The organism is Acinetobacter sp. NEB149 (assembly GCF_012516415.1).
GTDB lineage: Bacteria > Pseudomonadota > Gammaproteobacteria > Pseudomonadales > Moraxellaceae > Acinetobacter > Acinetobacter lwoffii_V.
Window position 1 is genome coordinate 2,795,458 of record NZ_CP051208.1, and the last position, 18,225, is coordinate 2,813,682.

The 18,225-nt window shown below is 42.9% G+C and carries 15 protein-coding genes and 3 pseudogenes; 7 read left to right on the forward strand and 11 right to left on the reverse strand.

The genetic code is table 11. From position 1 onward, the window contains the following. The first annotated feature begins 33 nt into the window (after nt 1-33). The 4 genes from HGD77_RS13530 (at nt 34) to HGD77_RS13545 (ending at nt 4,598) form a co-directional block, all read left to right on the forward strand. Nucleotides 34-1,203, forward strand: coding sequence for an AI-2E family transporter (locus tag HGD77_RS13530; RefSeq protein WP_004732356.1), 1,170 nt, complete (start codon nt 34-36; stop codon nt 1,201-1,203). A gap of 122 nt (nt 1,204-1,325) precedes the next feature. Continuing rightward, a complete protein-coding gene (gene sodC, locus HGD77_RS13535) occupies nt 1,326-1,868 on the forward strand; it encodes a superoxide dismutase family protein (protein ID WP_004732359.1) in 543 nt (180 codons plus the stop codon). Nucleotides 1,869-1,997: 129 nt separating this feature from the next. Further along, a complete protein-coding gene (yccS, locus tag HGD77_RS13540; protein ID WP_005101261.1) occupies nt 1,998-4,181 on the forward strand; it encodes a YccS family putative transporter in 2,184 nt (727 codons plus the stop codon). 120 nt (nt 4,182-4,301) lie between these two features. Further along, nucleotides 4,302-4,598 (forward strand): DUF3817 domain-containing protein, encoded by a 297-nt coding sequence (locus tag HGD77_RS13545; RefSeq protein ID WP_004645001.1) that lies wholly within the window; start codon nt 4,302-4,304, stop codon nt 4,596-4,598. Nucleotides 4,599-4,733: 135 nt separating this feature from the next. On the opposite strand, the gene HGD77_RS13550 is transcribed toward HGD77_RS13545, so the two are convergent. The 4 genes from HGD77_RS13550 to HGD77_RS13565 all read right to left on the reverse strand — a co-directional run bounded on the left by HGD77_RS13550 (nt 4,734) and on the right by HGD77_RS13565 (nt 9,507). Further along, entirely contained in the window at nt 4,734-5,966 is a 1,233-nt protein-coding gene (locus tag HGD77_RS13550) for a transposase (protein WP_004730312.1), read from the reverse strand. A 190-nt stretch (nt 5,967-6,156) separates the two neighbouring features. Beyond that, nucleotides 6,157-7,386, reverse strand: a complete 1,230-nt coding sequence (locus HGD77_RS13555) for an MFS transporter (protein WP_005101263.1) — start codon at nt 7,384-7,386, stop codon at nt 6,157-6,159. 192 nt (nt 7,387-7,578) lie between these two features. Beyond that, nucleotides 7,579-7,956: a hypothetical protein gene (locus HGD77_RS13560; RefSeq protein WP_004281576.1), complete on the reverse strand. Its 378-nt coding sequence runs from the start codon at nt 7,954-7,956 to the stop codon at nt 7,579-7,581. Nucleotides 7,957-8,097: 141 nt separating this feature from the next. After that, nucleotides 8,098-9,507, reverse strand: coding sequence for an FAD-binding oxidoreductase (locus HGD77_RS13565; protein ID WP_004732367.1), 1,410 nt, complete (start codon nt 9,505-9,507; stop codon nt 8,098-8,100). Between the two features lie 354 nt (nt 9,508-9,861). On the opposite strand from HGD77_RS13565, the gene serA reads away from it, so the two are divergent. Beyond that, nucleotides 9,862-11,094: a phosphoglycerate dehydrogenase gene (serA, locus tag HGD77_RS13570; RefSeq protein WP_168730876.1), complete on the forward strand. Its 1,233-nt coding sequence runs from the start codon at nt 9,862-9,864 to the stop codon at nt 11,092-11,094. 124 nt (nt 11,095-11,218) lie between these two features. Further along, the gene (locus HGD77_RS13575) at nt 11,219-12,085 is read left to right on the forward strand and encodes an EamA family transporter (protein ID WP_004732375.1); all 867 of its coding nucleotides are present in this window, start codon (nt 11,219-11,221) and stop codon (nt 12,083-12,085) included. Nucleotides 12,086-12,138: 53 nt separating this feature from the next. On the opposite strand, the gene HGD77_RS17035 is transcribed toward HGD77_RS13575, so the two are convergent. Continuing rightward, nucleotides 12,139-12,459: a hypothetical protein gene (locus HGD77_RS17035; RefSeq protein WP_228127831.1), complete on the reverse strand. Its 321-nt coding sequence runs from the start codon at nt 12,457-12,459 to the stop codon at nt 12,139-12,141. Nucleotides 12,460-12,539: 80 nt separating this feature from the next. Next, a complete protein-coding gene (locus tag HGD77_RS17040) occupies nt 12,540-13,277 on the reverse strand; it encodes a hypothetical protein (protein ID WP_228127360.1) in 738 nt (245 codons plus the stop codon). Nucleotides 13,278-13,641: 364 nt separating this feature from the next. Here HGD77_RS17040 and HGD77_RS13585 point away from each other — a divergent pair, with 364 nt between their 5' ends. Then, nucleotides 13,642-14,520, forward strand: coding sequence for an EamA family transporter (locus tag HGD77_RS13585; RefSeq protein WP_004732378.1), 879 nt, complete (start codon nt 13,642-13,644; stop codon nt 14,518-14,520). A 152-nt stretch (nt 14,521-14,672) separates the two neighbouring features. Here the strand turns inward: HGD77_RS13585 and HGD77_RS13590 are convergent, their stop codons facing one another. The 5 genes and pseudogenes from HGD77_RS13590 to HGD77_RS13610 form a co-directional block, all read right to left on the reverse strand. Beyond that, nucleotides 14,673-15,140 carry a hemerythrin domain-containing protein gene (locus tag HGD77_RS13590; protein ID WP_004732380.1) on the reverse strand — a complete coding sequence of 156 codons (468 nt, stop codon included), beginning with the start codon at nt 15,138-15,140 and terminating at the stop codon, nt 14,673-14,675. Nucleotides 15,141-15,274: 134 nt separating this feature from the next. Continuing rightward, nucleotides 15,275-15,691 (reverse strand): annotated as a pseudogene (locus HGD77_RS13595) (sulfite exporter TauE/SafE family protein); the annotation flags it as partial. Nucleotides 15,692-15,752: 61 nt separating this feature from the next. Beyond that, nucleotides 15,753-16,046 (reverse strand): annotated as a pseudogene (locus HGD77_RS13600) (RNA-guided endonuclease InsQ/TnpB family protein); the annotation flags it as partial. Between the two features lie 54 nt (nt 16,047-16,100). Beyond that, nucleotides 16,101-17,033 carry an IS5-like element IS17 family transposase gene (locus HGD77_RS13605; RefSeq protein ID WP_080631276.1) on the reverse strand — a complete coding sequence of 311 codons (933 nt, stop codon included), beginning with the start codon at nt 17,031-17,033 and terminating at the stop codon, nt 16,101-16,103. Nucleotides 17,034-17,088: 55 nt separating this feature from the next. Further along, nucleotides 17,089-18,104 (reverse strand): annotated as a pseudogene (locus tag HGD77_RS13610) (RNA-guided endonuclease InsQ/TnpB family protein); the annotation flags it as partial. Nucleotides 18,105-18,225: the final 121 nt, after the last annotated feature.

Here is an 18,225-nt window from a genome sequence, read left to right on the forward strand (position 1 = left end):
CTATCATTTTCGATCGCTTTTTTTTCAGTTAATATGCCTGAACACGACCTAAAAAATGAGTCATTAAATTCAGTGCAACAGTACGCGCCTACATTACAAAAAGTCTTATTATTTGGATTGTTCTTTATCCTAATTTTTTTGAGTTTTCATATACTCAAGTATTTCATCATTCCTGTAGTTTGGGCAGCCATTATTGCCTATATGACTTGGCCCTTGTATCAATCGGTGTTACGCCTATGCGGCAATCGACCGACATTAAGTGCAACCGTAATGATCTTGGCCGTGATTCTGGTCTTTGGTCTGCCGTTTATTTTCGCCATTTTCATGCTGCAGCACGAAGGTCGTAACCTGTATTTTGAATTGCAGCGACAGGTCTTTTCCGGTCACCTGAATGTCCCTGATTTTATTCGCGGGCTTCCGATTGTCGGCAAGGAAATTACCCGAACCTTAAATGAAATTAACACTGATCCGCAGAGTATTGCACTGTCGATATCGACCTGGATTCAAGGCCATCTGAATTACGGCAAAGTGGTGTTGAATGAAGTTAGTAAAAACATCTTTAAATTATGTTTTGCGATACTTTCGCTGTTTTTCTTCTACCGTGATGGTCAGACCATTTTAAATCAGGTGCGTAAAGCCTTTGAAATGGTGGTCGGTCCACGTGTACATCATTATTTTTCCACCATTTCTGCGACTACACGTGCCGTAGTATATGGCGTCGGTTTGACCGCAATTGCACAATCCTTATTGGCTGGTCTGAGCTATTTTGTTGCAGGTGTGCCGAATCCGATGGTTTTAACCATTGTGACCTTTATTTTTGCCCTGATTCCCTTTGGTCCGCCCCTCGCCTATAGTGCGGTGGCGCTATGGCTGTTTTCACAAGGACAAACCATTGAGGCTATCGGGGTCATGGTGTGGGGTGTCTGTATTGTCAGTACTGCCGATAACGTGATTCGTCCACTGGTAATTTCTGGTGCAACCCAGATTCCATTCCTGCTGATCATGTTTGGAGTCTTGGGTGGTATTGCCAGTTTTGGTCTGGTCGGAGTGTTTATTGGCCCGGTGATTCTGGCTGTGCTGCTTGCAATCTGGCGTGAATGGTTACATGAAAGTAATCTGAATGAACCTTTGATGATGCCTAAAGCCACCATGGCACATGAGATTGATCCAGAAACCAAGAACACACCGCCCAAAGCGCCTTAAAGCATAGAGAGAATTGACTTAAACAAAACAAAACATTTAAGTACTGATTCTATATAGAGCTTCTGATCTTGCTCTGTTTAAATGAACTCACAAAACAGAATAAAGATCAGGATGCCAAAATCATGTCTTCATTGTTTAAAATTACGACACTTTGCGCGTTAAGCGCCGCACTTTTTACCGGTTGTGCATCAACCTCTCCATCAAATGAAGTGGTCAGAGCAGTAACTGTGAATGCTGTAACTGCTCAAGGTGTGGGCCAAGAGATTGGTACCGTATTACTCAGTGACAGCCCAGCCGGTCTGGTTATTCGTACCAACCTGAAACAACTTCCTGCGGGTGAACGTGGTTTCCATATTCATGAAAATGGTTCATGCGCACCTGCCATGAAAGACGGCAAGATGGGCGCAGCACTGGCTGCAGGTAGCCATTACAATCCAAATCAGGCTCCACATCACGGTACACCAGTGACCGGTCATCTCGGTGATTTACCCGCATTGAAAGTCAATACTGACGGAACTGCACGTGTGACCCTGCTTGCGCCACGTCTGAAATTGGCTGATGTTCAGGGTCGTGCGATTATGGTTCATGCCGGTGGCGATAACTATTCCGACAACCCATTACCCTTGGGCGGCGGCGGTGAACGTATTGCCTGTGGTGTGATCTAAACACCTTCATGCCAATGACTAAATAGAAAAAACGGGCACTATGCTCGTTTTTTTCATGGATTTTTCTTTTATTTTGGCGTCTAAATTGCATTCAGAACTTTGCGTTTTTACTTTCCGGATCCTGTCCTTGTGAATGCTGCCCGACCTGCGACTGCTACTTTTGTTAAAATTATAAAACCTGTCCTGCTGCCCTTTCAGTCCAGTGCGCTGATGACTTATTGCCTGCAGATCCTGCTGGTGTTTTTAGGTACCACTTTCGGTCTGAAATTTCTGGGTTATGAGTTCTTGATCGTTCCAGTAACGTTAGGGGCAATTGCCACGGCACTGACTGATTTTGATGACCGGCTAAGCCTGCGTTTGCGCAACCTGTTACTGGTCATCATTCTGTTTTTTAGTGTCAGCAGCATTCTGGAATTTCTTGCTCCGCATAAATTCTGGTTTGCACTGTGGCTATCCCTGTCGAGTGCGCTGTTTATTCTAATGGGTGCCTTAGGCCAACGTTATGCCACAATTTCATTTGGCACCATTTTACTGTCAATCTATACCATGTTCGGCCTGGGCGAATATCAGCACTGGTATGAACAGCCACTTTATTTTGTCATTGGGGCGCTATGGTACGGCCTGACGTCTATTCTATTTTTTCTGCTGCGTCCTACTTTGCAGGTTCAGGAAAATCTCGCACAAAGCTTGCAGCACATGTCAGATTTACTGCTGAGTAAAGCCAAACTGTTTGATCCGGATCAGCATCCAAATGTTGAAAACCTGCTCTATGAGTTGTCACTTAAAAATACTTTAGTCATTCAGAGTTTTAACCGCAGCAAAGATTCACTATTGACTCGACTCAAAGCTTCGCGTGCCAATCGCAATACCATTTACTGGCTGAATCTGTATTTTCTGATGCAGGATATTCATGAACAGGCCACGGCCAATTATTTACATTATGAACAGATCGAACAGCATTTTAGCCGCACTGACCTGATTTTCCGGATTCAGAAAAATATCCGTCTGCAAGCCCTTGCCTGTCAACATTTGGCAGAATGTGTATTGCGCAATGAAAAATTTTATCTGTCTGCAGATGATGAACAGGCATTAAAACATTTACAGGAATCGATGCAGGACTGGATTGCCCAACACCCACAGAATATTGAAGTTAAAAATTTACAGCTTATTCTGGCCAATCTGCTGAGTGTACATGAGCAGTTACAACACCTGCATGATCAACAGGCACTGTATAAGCCACGCTATCAGCAGCATTTTGATGACCTGAGCCTGTTTGATGATGATATTCGCGATAGCACAGATCTCTGGCTGAAACTCAAACCGCACTTGAGTTCACAATCGGCACTCTTTCGGCATGCGGTGCGGATTGCCATTGTGTTTCTAGTCGGCTATGCCATTTCATTATTGCCCTTTGCAAAAAATGGCTACTGGATTTTACTGACCAGCCTGTTTGTCTGTCAGATCAGTTATTTTGCCACCAAAAGCCGGCTCAAATTGCGGACCCTAGGAACATTATTGGGGGTCATGCTGGGTGTTCCCATTCTGTATTTTGTACCAAGTGTCGAAGGTCAGTTACTCCTGACAGTAATTTTTGGTGTCGGTTTTTTCTATCTACGTTCCAAAAAATATGCCATGGCCACTCTCATGGCGACATTGATGGTACTCCTGATCTTCAACCTGAAAGGTGCCGGTTACGCGATCATTTTGCCACGTATCATTGATACCCTCATAGGCTGTCTGATTGCCTGGATGGCAGTAAGCTGGATCTGGCCTGACTGGAATTTTCGCAATATTTCCAGCAATATTAAAAAATCATCGCTTGCTACACTGGACTATTTTGCTGCAGTGGTCGAGCAATATCAAAACGGTAAAGATAACAGTATTGCTTACAGGACTGCACGGCGTCTGGCCCACAATGCACAGATTGATTTATCCAGCATGATTTCAAGCCTGAGTACCGAACCGAATCCAGATCCGCAACTGGTCAAAAGTGCCTTTCGCTATCTGGTTTATAGCCATAGCCAGCTCAGCTATATTGCAGCATTGGGGAGTCACCGTGAGCAGGTTACTGATGCACAAATTCTGGTTTTAATGCGCTGGTGTCAGCAAACCTTAACTGGGGTATTGCTGCAACAACAGCCTTTAGCTACCTACGACATCGATCATAAACTGGCAGAAATTCAACGCTTAAGTACCCAGGAAAACCAGTCAGCACATCTGCTTTTGGTGCTGAAACAGATCAGTTTATTGCTGGAAACCTTACCGGAATTACTAAAATTACGTCATGAATTACTAGGTGCCGAGATTAAATAACCAACTGCCTTACTTGGTTATAACTTATTAAAAATATTGAATATATTTTTATTATTAAGATTCAATATTCAGGTGATATTCGGTACACTCAAAACCAATTCGGTTAAATCAATATGTATTATGAACATCAAAACTTTGCGTCTGGTCGGTTTGCTTGAAGGGATTTCATTCCTGCTGCTGTTATTTATCGCGATGCCAGTGAAATATATGATGGATAATCCGATTCTGGTCAAATATGTCGGTATGGGTCATGGGGTACTGTTTGTGCTGTTTCTGGTGGTGTTATTCGCAGTATGTGAAAAACAGAAATGGTCTCTCAGCATGTTTGTGATGGGTTTAATCGCTTCGATTCTGCCTTTCGGTCCATTCCTGTTTGATATGAAATTGAAGAAGCTGGAACAGCCCGCTGAAGCTTAATTGTAGAATCCTAATATAATTAGATCAGTCAAAAGAAAATTTTCTCTCCCTTTGGGAGAGAGTTAGAGAGAGGGAACTTATTAAATACTTAACCTCACCCTAGCCCTCTCCTTTCAGGCATAGGTATCTACACATCTATGAGATACCTAATGCCATTGTGGCTATCTCATTGAGTTCATCTATTGAATATTCCGAGAGCAGTTGAAGAGTGTTCAGTAAAATCGAAAGCCCTGCCAATAAGGCAGGTGCACTTTCCAACCTACCTCTTTTCTGCTGCCGACCTGAAAGACGGGTGAGAAATACACGAATTTTCTGATGGTGTTCATCTTCAGAACGCTGGATTCGCCAAGTTAAAACACAAGCCATACAGCTAATCAGTAACCGCCTTAAAATGGCTTCAGGTCTGGTCTGAAGCCATGCTTCAATATCATGACCTGCCTGCTTGAGCAGCTTGAAATAGCATTCAATTGTCCAGCGCCAGTAATACCAGGTCGTCATCTCTACCGTAGTAATCTCTGATGGAACATTGCTGATTAGTGACCATCTTGCGACGGTCTTATCCTGATCATCTTTCACTACGGCAACAATTAATCTGGCTTCAATCGCACTCCCTGGCTGGGGAGCAACCCGTTGGCCTGAATCGTCATTTCTCTTCGGTTTTGCTGCACGTGTTATCCGGATAGCAGTTTCTCCCACATGCAACATATGCCGGTTTCCTTTATAGGCAATCGGCTGGACCTGCTGCGTTTCTACTCGTTCTGCGGCTTCTGCAACTTTGCATGTTTTGCCCTGATGCTCAATTCGATGGCCTTCTTTCGCCCGAATCAGCCATTTAAAACCCTGGCTGCTCATTTCCCTTAGGTGGGCAATGGAGTCACCTTCACGATCAATGATATGAACACATGTTTTCTCAATGGGATATTGTTCAATCACTTTGATTTGTTCGGTAAGTGAATCTAGATGAGATTTGCGCCCAGCAGAGTGTTGACTGAATGTGGAATAGCAGCCTGAGGCATCTGATAGTGTCTGCGCCAGTGGCGCAATAGGTAGTCCCGAGGCTGCATCAACCAGCAGACTGCTTTGCAATTCATAGCCTGAATCATATTGATGGGTTCTTTGCAGGCGCTGAATTTTATGATGGTGTTTCACATACTGTAGCTGAGACCAGTCATGAACAATCAATGCATATTGATGCGGTGATGCCTTGATCTGTTCACATGCAAGATGTTCAATTGGCTGGTTTAACTGACTAAAAGAGATTTTGTCATTATTCAGGAATCGCCAGACCGCTTGTGTGGTTGCGAAACTCGACTTTTGGGCAGAAGCCAGGTCTTTGATTGCCGGAGCAAGTGAAGCAAGAGGGTTCATATTGAGCTTTACAAGGCTGTTATAGCGCTTGACAAGACGCTGATCCAGGCCAGAGATGTTAAATTGAAGAGCATGCTCTTCAATTTAACGCAAAGTTCAGGAATTGTGTAGATACCTATGCCTAAAAGGAGAGGGAAATTCAATACTGAACATATGATTTCAATAATTTATAAGTTCCCTCGATAAGGAATCAAAACTCCCCACGCTCCTGTCTTTCCAGCATTAACTGTTTGAGCTGCATGCGCGGCAAAGTAAACCAGAGTGCAATCAGAATCAAAGAGGCAGCACAGTAGGCCCAGATATCGTAGGCTTCATACGCCATCCTTACTGCTTCAATCACCACAAAAAAGCTGAGCATCAGGATAATAGAAACCGTCGCAGCCACCGTGCCTTTGGACACTTCAGAAGACATTAATGCAAAACGATACAGCACCGAAAAACTCACACCCTCACCCAGACTGATACAAGTGGTGCCGATAATCAGACAATGACTAAAATATTCTGGAATCAATAAGCCCATCATCAATAAACCGGTACCCAGCAACATCAGTGGCAGACCCAATAATACGGTTTTGCCCAGCGGTATTTTATCGATAATTTTTAGCAGAATCAGATTACCTGCAATCAGGCCGCCCAAGACCGGAAACTGCGCCAGACCATATTGCACGCTACTGAATCCAAATTGCTCGACCAGAATCACGGGTGACAGGGCAATCCATAACATCAAGGGCAGACTCACCAAAGGCAAGGCTACAGTCATGATCACAAAGCGTTTATTTTTTAAAACCTGTTTAAAGTCATCCAGAATATAGCTGACCGGCTGTCTGGGAATACTGACTTTCAGGTTTGGCATTTTGGCTTTCAGGCCGAACCAGCTCAGAAATGACAGAAATGCGATACCGATAAAGCCCCAATGCCAAGAGATATGATCAATCATAAAGGCACCCAGCACTGGTCCTAGCAAAGGTGCCAGCAAAGACACATTGGCCATCAGTGCCATGACTTTGATGGCATCACGTTCTTCAAAGCTTTCCTGAATGGCGGCATAACCAACGGCGGTAATAAAGGACAGGCCAAAGCCCTGTAAAAAGCGCAGGAATAAGAAACTTTCGATATTGGGTGTTAATAAAATAGCCAGACAGCTAATCGTGAAAAATGCCACACCACCCAGCAGTACCATTTTACGTCCAAGACGATCGGACAAAGGTCCCAGAATCGCTGCGACAAATGCCCCACCCAACAGGAAAAAGGACATGGAGGATGGTGCCCATGAACTACTTACGCCAAAATCACGGGTAATCGCCAGCATGGCCGGTTGAATCAGGTCATTACATATATAGACTGAGAATTCAAACAGGACCAGTGCCAGCGGGAACATAAGTGTGGCACGGGTCAGTTTTTGGGTGTGGATATTTTGCATGGGAGTTTTTATTGTCAGTCTGCCCGTTTTAACAGACTGAACTTTGTCTAAAATAGAAAGAAATAATTTTAGCAGATGAGATATTCAAACGCTCTGAATAAATATAACTGATCGTAGAGATAATCTTCCAAATAAAAAAGCGCATCCTCTAGATACGCTTTTAACCAAAATCTGTCTAAAGATCAAACACTATTATGGACAGACTGCTTTCTGGAAAGTCTTGGTATTTGAACCTCGTGCACAACGATACAACTTCTCGGTATTTTCCAGCATCCAGCTGTTATCTTCCCGTTTAAAATAATAAATGGTCTGTACTGAACGTACCGAATCATCCATTAACCCAGTTTCAGTGACTTTGACCTGTCCAATCGTGGGCGACTCTACCTTGTCAAAGAACTGGCGCAACTCAACTGTTGCCAGTTCCTTACGCAAGTCCGGTCTTAATTGTAAAACCTGTTCCAAAGGCGTATCCGAAGATGACTGTACCTTTGCAATGACCTGTTGAGCAGTTGCACAGCCTGAACCCAATATACCAAAAGCGAGAGTTGCGACTGCCAATATCCGGAACATATTATTTAACCCTTTATCGTCATTCTTATTCCAACCTATCATGCCGAGCTTCTTAGTACAAAACCATTTAGACTCTGTAACTGTCTTTACACAGCAATAAAAAAGCGCACCTTTCGATGCGCTTTTTTCAATTCCGACCGATTAAAGATCGAAAAGTTTACCCGGATTCATGATGCCATTTGGATCAAACACTTTTTTCAGAGCTTTCATATATTCAATTTCTTCCGCCGAACGCGAATATTCAAGATATGGCTTCTTGGTCATGCCCACACCATGTTCCGCAGAAATTGAACCGTCATATTTTTTCACGGTATCAAAGACATACTTGTTCACCACCTGACATTTGGCAAAGAATTCATCTTTAGACAAATCAGCAGGTTTTAAGATATTTAAGTGCAAGTTACCGTCACCGATATGACCGAACCAGCAGATTTCAAAGTCTGGGTAATTCGTCGATACAATCGCATCAATTTCTTTAATGAATGCAGGAACGTGCGTGATCAGAACGGAAATGTCATTTTTGTATGGAATAAATGGCGCGATAGATTCAGAAATATCTTCACGTAAACGCCATAAACTTTCTACCTGATCTAGGCTTTGGCTCATTACGCCGTCCAGTACCCAACCTTGTTCCATGCAATGCTCGAAGATTTCCATCGCCTTGTCCATAATCGGCTCAAACGGCGCTTCAAACTCAAGCAATACATAGAATGGGCATTCAGTTTCAAATGGACGTTGCACGTGACCATGGGCCAAGACTTTCTGCATCGCCAGTTCACCAAAGAACTCAAATGCAGTCAGGTCAATTTTCGCCTGGAAGGCATGCAATAACGGCATGATCGCATCAAAGTCAGGTACACCCAGTACCATCACTTGCAGGTCTTGCGGTTGACGTTCAAGCTTGATTTCCGCTTCCGTCACCAGACCCAGCGTGCCTTCACCACCAATAAATAAATGTTGTAGCGCATAACCGGTTGCATTCTTGATCATACCTTTGTTCAGACGCAATACATCGCCCTTACCCGTCACAACGGTCAGGCCAAGTACCCAGTTACGGGTCATGCCGTATTTAATCACTTTGATGCCGCCAGCATTGGTGCCGATGTTACCGCCAATTTGCGATGAACCTGCCGAAGCAAAGTCAACTGGGTAATACATGCCCTGCTCTTCAGCATAGTTCTGTAACTGTTCAGTCACCACACCTGCCTGTACGCGCACCATACGATCTGCCGGGAAAAACTCCAGAATCTGGTTCATCTTGTCCATGCTGACCACGATCTCGCCATTGGCTGCGACTGCACCTGCAGAAAGACCGGTACGACCACCCGATGGAGTCACTGCAACATTAAATTGGTTCGCCAGTTTTACGATGTCTTGAACTTGCTCAGTTGACGACGGAAAAACGACGACTGACGGGTTTGGATCAAAGTGCTTCGTATGATCGCGACCCCAATTCTGGAGGCTGTCCGTATCGGTTTTAATACGGTTTTCACCCACAATTGCAGTCAATTGGTTCAATAACTCAGGGGTTAAAGCGACTGGAGCATTCATCGTTTGCAGACCTAGCATGATTTAAACAAGAGAGACTTCGCTGGTTCATTTGCACATTTTTTATGCATAAAAACATGGATACAAATCAGGCGAAACATGATTATTAAAGCACCGGATCACGCTGCTTTAAAAGCATGGCGCAATATTATAAGCTATTTTTTGGTGTTTCCTGCGAAAAATGACAATTTTGATAATATACCTTTGAAAATGCAGATTTAAATCAACCATCATGATCATTATTATCAATATATCTTGCCAGAATAGCTGATGTGAGGGTCATCAAGGAAATGTATAAGTGCGCTTTTCCTGTGCTATTATACCGCGACTAAATTTGGCCTTTGTAGCGGAGCCGTAATGAGCCAACATCTATCTCTACCTAAAGATAAAATCCGTTTCTTGTTGTTAGAAGGCGTTCACCAGAATGCAATCGACACTTTAAATGCTGCTGGATATACCAACATCGACTATCGTAAAACTGCGCTTGAGGGTGAAGCGTTGAAAGAAGCGATTAAAGATGCGCACTTCGTCGGTATTCGTTCCCGTACTCAATTGACTGAAGAAGTCTTTGAAGCTGCGAACAAACTGATTGCTGTCGGTTGTTTCTGTATCGGTACCAACCAGGTGAACCTGGACGCTGCAATGCGTCGCGGTATTCCAGTCTTTAACGCACCTTACTCAAATACGCGTTCAGTCGCTGAACTTGTACTTGCTGAAGCAATTCTTCTTCTACGCCGTGTACCTGAAAAATCAGCAGACACTCACACAGGCGGCTGGAACAAATCTGCAGTTGGTTCGTTCGAAACACGTGGTAAAACTTTAGGTATCGTAGGTTACGGTTCAATCGGTTCACAACTTTCTGTACTTGCTGAAAGCATGGGTATGAAAGTGATCTATTTCGATACAGTGACTAAATTGCCTTTAGGTAATGCACGTCAAGTCGGTAGCTTGGGCGAACTTTTGGCAAATGCCGATGTGGTTTCTTTACACGTTCCTGATGTTCCGTCTACACGTAACTTCATGACCAAAGATCAGTTCGCGCAAATGAAAGAAGGTTCGATCTTCATTAACGCGGCACGTGGTACCTGTGTCGTGATCGAAGATCTGGCGGATGCGATCAAATCTGGTCATATTGCTGGTGCTGCGGTAGATGTATTCCCGAAAGAACCTAAGGCGAACGGTGAAGAATTTGTTTCTCCACTGCGTAACCTGCCAAACGTGATCCTGACTCCGCACGTGGGTGGTTCGACCATGGAAGCGCAAGAGAACATCGGTCTGGAAGTAGCTGAGAAATTTGTAGCTTATTCTGATAAAGGTATGACTTTATCTGCGGTGAACTTCCCAGAAATCGCATTGCCATTGACTGAAGGCAAACACCGTTTACTGCACATCCATCAAAATATTCCAGGCGTATTGTCTAAAATCAACAACCTGTTTGCTGAACAAGGCATCAACATCTCTGGTCAGTCACTGATGACTAAAGGCGATGTCGGTTACCTGGTGATGGATGTCGATGCTGCTGCATCTCATGAAGCACTTGATATGCTTTCGAATGTTGAAGGTACAATCCGCGCACGCGTATTGTTCTAATTCAATATTGTAGAAAAACCACAGCTCTCGGGCTGTGGTTTTTTGTTTTTAAGGTTTGTATTTTTAAACCTTTTTCAGCTTATGCTGCTCTTCCGCTATTCGAGCAATCGAAACCTATTTAGTCATGCTGAATTTTAAAATCGCACCGATGGTGCAAGCGCCGCTGATTCTGTTGATCGCCATGATCAGTATGCAAAGCAGTGGCTCCTTTGCCAAATATCTGTTCGGTCAATTTCCCATTCTGACTGTTTCCGCAATGCGTCTGCTGTTAGGCGCTATGATTTTGGCACTGATTTTTAAAATTTGGAAAATCCATTTCAGACAGATCAAGTGGCCGGCCATTATCAGTTATGGCCTTGCCCTGGCTGGCATGAATCTACTGTTTTACCTGTCGATTGATCGCCTGCCGCTGGGGATTGCCGTCTCTTTTGAATTTATTGGCCCCTTAAGTGTTGCCCTGTTTTATGCACGTCAGAAATTCGACTTTGTCTGGGTCGGACTGGCGATTCTAGGGCTAATTCTACTGTTCCCTTTTGATCAGGCTGCCCAGCCGCTTGACCCGATTGGGATGGCATTCGCCTTGGGTGCAGGTGCCTGCTGGGCCTTATATATCGTTGCCGGCCAAAGACCTTCAGGCGTTTCTGGCAATCATACTGTCTGCTTAGGCATGTTTGTCGGCATGCTGGTACTGATGCCGATCGCACTCTTTGCAGGCATGCCGGCACATACTTTTGAACCGATGAGTTTGTTGTATTTTGTGGCTTTGGCAGTACTGGCTAGTGCACTGCCTTTCACTCTAGAAATGATCGCACTGCGTAATTTAAGCGCACTGAGTTTCGGTACCTTGATGAGTTTGGAACCCGCCATTGCCGCACTCTCAGGCCTATTTTTTCTGGGTGAAACCTTGTTGTGGACACAGTGGCTGGCATTGGCCACGATTATCAGTGCTTCGGTAGGCTGTACGGTGACGACCCAAAGACAAAAATCTTGAATAAAAATAAAGGCGCTAGGGCGCCTTTATTTAAGATCACTTATTTTCAAATTTTAACGTGGTGTTGCGTCTTTAATCGCAGTATTTAATACAGTCGCTGCTGTCGCATTATAGCCATCACATCCAGAGGCAAGCTGATCATACATATATTCTGTCCATTTGATCATTAAAGAAGTTACACCTTCTTGTTTATTCAAGTCATCCAAGGCAGCCTGTCTTGATTGAGCAATATAGTCGTCGTGATCAATATGTTCCCCATGTTCCGAGAAATCAACTGAATAAATTCCGCCTTGATATTCGATCGCACCGAAATATTTGTAATATTGCATAGCATCGTCTTTATATTCTGCCTTTTTATATTTCAAGTTAGCCATCGTGTCATCTAGAATCGTTTTTGCCATTTCTTGGACAGACTGCTGTGCCTGCCATTCAGCAAGTGTGCTAAAGCCAGTTTTTACTTCCGGATCAAATTCAATATATTCTTCTTCAGGATGTTCAGCCAGAAGACGGAAACATTTAGAGCCATTTGGGAATTTGCGGGCCTTCTGCAAATCGACAAAATTGGTTGCAAACTCATTATAGTATTTACGCTCAGCTGTCGTATTATCACTGTTAAAGAACACAACACTCTGGTCGCGGGATCATCATACATTTTCACCACAGCAATATTGGTACGTTCAGTTAATGCTTTACCAGACAGGTCATACCACGCTATGTGTCGATGATTGCTGATATTGTTCTCAGGTATCGTCACAGGACGACTTTTAAATTGAGTCGTCGTATTTTCTAATATTTTTTCCAGCTTATAACCTAATGCTGTACGGGTGCGATCTGCAGGGAACACCCCTTTTGTTGTGACATAAGTTGAGAAGACCATATCTTCTTCAAGATCGTATTCAGTATCAACAGCGCTGTTATTATCCGCATATAATATGCCGTCAGTAATTTTATTTTTATGACTGGCTAATAGAAGTTTTTGCGATTCCATCTCTGATCCATCAATATTCGGTAAGTTGAATTGATAGTTATAGAATTCAGAAATGGTGTCTGATGCTCCATCACCCGGGGTTCCAGGATTGGTCGGTGCCGGTTGACTAGTGACTGGTTCATTATTATCAGAACTATCGGAGCCACCACCACATGCTGCCAGCATGCAGCTGAAAATGGCGCAAGAAAGTATTCTTAATTTCATTATTATCTACCTTAATTATTTGATATTGTTATTTTAATTCTGTCCATAAACACGGAATCCAAGGTGTTTTCATTGTTATTTTAAAGCTAACCCGAATCACGGGGTCTAAGATATTTTAATAAATATAAAAATAAGATCAATTTAAAAATTGATTAATTTGTAACCGCAATTACATAGAAGATTAACTTTGAATTTAAAATCTTTAGGTATTTGATCGGACCAAAACTTAACTTGATTGAATCAAAATTTAAGTTCGCCTCGGCAAAATATTTCCTTGCCCTACTCATTAAAAATTAACCAGTTTGCTATAATTTCATTTCCTCCTATTTCTCATTTTCACCCGCTCTGGGTAGAAGCTGCTTCCATGCCAAACGCCCAACTCCTTGCTGTATTGTTCATGGTATTATCCATGACCTCCTACCAGATTAGTGCATCTTTTGCCAAACAGCTGTTTAGTGTGCTGGATCCGATTACTGTGACCATTTTAAGGCTGTGCTTTGCAGCAATTATTGTTGGGGTAATGTTCCGTTCCTGGAAAATTATTTCCCGTTTGCCTTTTTTGAAATGGCGGGATTTGCTCTGCTATAGCGCCGCTTTAGGGGTCATGAATATTTTATTCTACCTGTCCCTCGGAAGATTACCGCAGGGAATTGCGGTAGGACTAGAATTTATTGGTCCGCTCGGCCTAGCCCTCATTTCGATTAAACAGCGTAGTGACTATATTTGGGTATTAATGGCCATTTTAGGCATCGCACTGATGGTGCCATGGGGACAGGCCAATAGCAGTAATTTCGACCTGCTCGGCGCCGCCTGTGCTTTAGGTGCGGGTTTATGCTGGGCACTGTATATTTTCTTTGGGCAACGTGTGGTTCAGCAAAATATCGGTATGCATGCACTGACTATTGCGATTAGCATTTCAGCCCTGTGTCTGCTTCCGATTGGGCTCTATAACAATGCGCCCGCATTGATTGATACGCAACATTGGGGTAAAGCCGTTGTCATTGCGGTTCTGGCCACAGCGATTCCCTATGCGCTGGACTTAAAAGCTTTGCAGCATTTAAACAAGACCAGCTATGGCACCCTCTCCAGCCTGTCACCAGCTTTGGCAGCACTGACCGGTTTTATGCTATTGGGGGAGAAAATTACGTATCTTCAGACGGTAGCATTAGTCTGTATCATGCTGGCCTCTGTCGGTGTGACCGTACGTGCCGCCCGTCAAGGATCGGCAGAAAAGAATGCCTAAAAGGCTTATTGGAATTTGAATAACTAATTAAATATCCTATCCATTCTGTGTTTTTACTTGCTTTGAAAGCAAAATATAGAAGGTAGGTAAATTGGCATAAAAAAGATGGCACTACAGGCATCTTTTTTATTTATTCGACTTGAATTTAAAGCTTAGCTTTGTACCAGCATATCTTTTTTCATGTCTTTATAATGCTGGTATTCATTCTTGTACTGCACTGCTAAAGCGGTCTTTTGCTCTTCTCCCAGAATTTTACCAGCTTGCTGAAAGAAACCATGTTCCTCTTCTTTTAAGTGATGATGCACCTTTTCGGAAAGTTTTTTGGCCATGGCAATCCAGCCCGGATTACTCAATTCAGTTGCAGTTAATTCCTCAATCATTTCGTCCATTTCATGATGTTCGGCCAAGGCATGGCGGGTAATATTCAGGCCTGAATCGGTCATCATCAAGGGGATATAAAAATAACGGTCTTCCGCAGCCTCATGGGCAAATAATTCATTTTTGAGTTGCTTGAACAGCTCGCGGCGTTCTGCTGTATCCCCGGAAGTCTGTAATAGTTTTTCTGCAAGATCACGCTGAATCTCATGACTCTCTCTTAATGCTTCAAAAATAGTCGTCATTCCGATATTTCTCCGATTGTTTTATTTTTAATATCATTGATTCTAGAAGATTTTCAGAACAGGTTCAGACCCAGTTTATAAAGTGATTTGTTAAGAAACTTTAATATCGAGAATGATTTACATCGGGTTTATATCTAAAAAAACATCTGGTATGCCATCCGGCAAATCAGCAGACTGACCAGAATCAGGAATAAAATCCGGATAAAGCCACTGCCATATTTAAATGCCAAACGCACCCCGACCAAGGAACCACAAATATTGGCTACCGCCATCATTGTCCCGACCATAAACAGCACATTGCCACTAGGAATAAAAAAGCTTAAGGCGGCCAGGTTGGTAGTGAAATTGGCAATTTTCGATAAGGCCGATGCATGCAGGAAGTCGACGCTCAAATAGCGAATAAAAAAGAAAATAAAGAAACTACCGGTGCCCGGACCAAAGATACCATCATAAAAGCCTATCGCCAGACTGCCCAAAGCGGCCAGAATCAGCATTTTCCGATTCAGTTTTTGTTCGGTATGCACCTGGCCGAACTGTTTTTTCATCAAGGTTTGACATACTCCCCTCACTTTCATTTTACCTCAAGTGGGGGGATTCTAAAAGCAAAAGCTCTTAGGTGACTTCCTCACGGATTTCACTTGCTTTCTGCTTCACAGGGCGACCGTTACCGCATCGCCCCTCCACAGACAAAACGGCATGTCCTGCCGCTAAAATGTTGCGAGAAGCGTTAATATCCGCATTCTCGCTAAAGCCACATTCAACACACTCAAATTTAGATTGAGTTTGTCTATTCTCTTTCGCTACATGACCGCATGAGCTACAAGTTTGACTTGTATATCTAGGGTCAACTTTAACGAGTAAACCACCTCGCCATTGTTGCTTATACTCCAATATTTTGACAAGCATTGGGCTTTGTTGCACAAAGATTTGAAATGCAAAGCGCCCCTAATTGAGCCAAATTTAAGGCGTAACTTGGGTAAGTGGTCGACCTAATTCCGTAAATCTGTTGAGGACTGCTACACGTGCATGAATTTCATTCACCTGACTAGGAAAGCTTCTTGCCATTAATTTATCGCCTAATAATTTGATGCAATGCATCTTGGTTTCCACCAAACTGCGGCGATGATAGCCTGACCATTTTTTCCATAATGTCCTGCCTAAACGTTTAACTGTTCGAAGTAATTCATTTCGCTCTAGCGAGCTACTCTTTGTATCTTTCCATGGTTTCGCATTTTTTCTAGGTGGAATCACCGCATGTGCTTGCCGATCTGCAATGACCTGACGGCATTGCTTGGTGTCATAAGCTCCATCGGTATAAACAGAGTCAATCTGCTCATCTTGTGGAATCTGATTAAGTAAATCACCAAGCACCTGTGAATCACTGACATTATTGGTTGTGAGCTGAATAGCGCGTATTTGTAGGGTTTTGGCATCTATACCAATATGTAGTTTACGCCATTGGCGACGATATTCAGCTCCATGTTTCTTGCGTTTCCATTCGCCCTCACCTAGAAACTTCATGCCTGTAGAGTCTACGAGTAGATGCAGCCCATCGCTACTTTTTTGGTAGCTGATTGCAATATCAATATGCTGTTGTCGTCTACAAATTGTAGTGTAGTCTGGCGCTATCCAATTTAATCCGCAAAGTTTAATCAGACTTTGCACAAAGCCAGTGACCATACGTAAAGACAGACGGAATAAGGATTTAATCATTAAGCAGCATTGGATGGCTGCGTCGGAGTAGGTTTGATTTCGCCCTTGTTTGCCTTTTGATGGCGCATACCATTGCGTAGCAGGATCAAACCAAATGGCAATATTTCCGCGACTCATGAGTGCTCGGTTATATGCGGGCCAATTGGTTGTGCGGTAGATTTTGTGTGTAGGCTTCTTCATTTGAAAATTATATCGCTGAAAAAGCCTTTACAGATAGGTTTGTGCAACAAAGCCCAAGCATTGACCAACCTTGATCAAGAATTGATTTGTTCAAGCCTGACTTGGCTTTCACATTCTTTCCTTTGTTCTCGATTGTACCTTTTGCTGACTTCGACATATTGGCTACTTTTAAGTCCTCAACTACGATCATTGCGTGGTTTTTGCTGAGAGTTGTAGTGACTTTATGCAAGTAGTCATGCCGAATATTGGCAATATGATGGTGTAGTTTATTGATCTTTAAATTGAGCTTTTTCCAATTTTGGCTGAACTTGGTTTTCTTCTTCAACTTGCGTTGAAGCCTAGCTAATTTAACTTGATTAGCTTTAAAACTATTGATCGGGTCGAACACCTGACCACTAGATGTTGTAATTAATTTTTAACACCTAGATCAACACCAATGGCTGATTTGGATGGGTGAATCGGTGCATCTATTGTGCTTTCAACACCGAAAGAGATATACCACTTTCCAACATGCTTTGAGATTGTGACATTCTTGATTTCACCAAGAATCTCTTGTGATTTTCTGAATTTCACAACGCCAATGTCATTAGGCAACTTAACCTGATTACCTTTAACCCAACAATATCTGCCAAATTGAACAATGCGAATTGAATCATAACCATCAGATTTCTTTTTAAATCGTGGCATGAGTGGTCTAAGCTGAATTTCACTGCCATCGGTCAATTTAAAGAATCTTGGTTTTTTAGGCTTAAATGGTTTTTGCTTTAACTTAGCTTGTTCTTTTTTATCAAAAAATTTAGCCCAAGCATCACCAAGATCACGGACTTTTTGTTGGAGTGAAACACCATTAGAGCTTTTTTCTAAAAAAGCACATTCAGGTTTTTTGCGTAATTCAGGAATTTTATTGACTAAATTAACTTTGTTGATTCGCTCATTTTTAGCAAGCATCTCAAATGATACAGCTAAAATTTGATTCCAAACAAAACGTGCAGAGCCAAGCAACTTGTTTAAAACAAGCTCTTGTTCCGCATTAGGCTCAAGCCTAAATTTGTACGCTTTGTTGATCTTCATTTCGCCTTAAATCTATTTAGATACAGAAACTTAATGTAAATTATTCTATCATATTGCACTAAAAAAACACCAAAAAAAAGTCGTGAAATTCACCTCCACCCTAATGTTGGGTGGAGTCCTC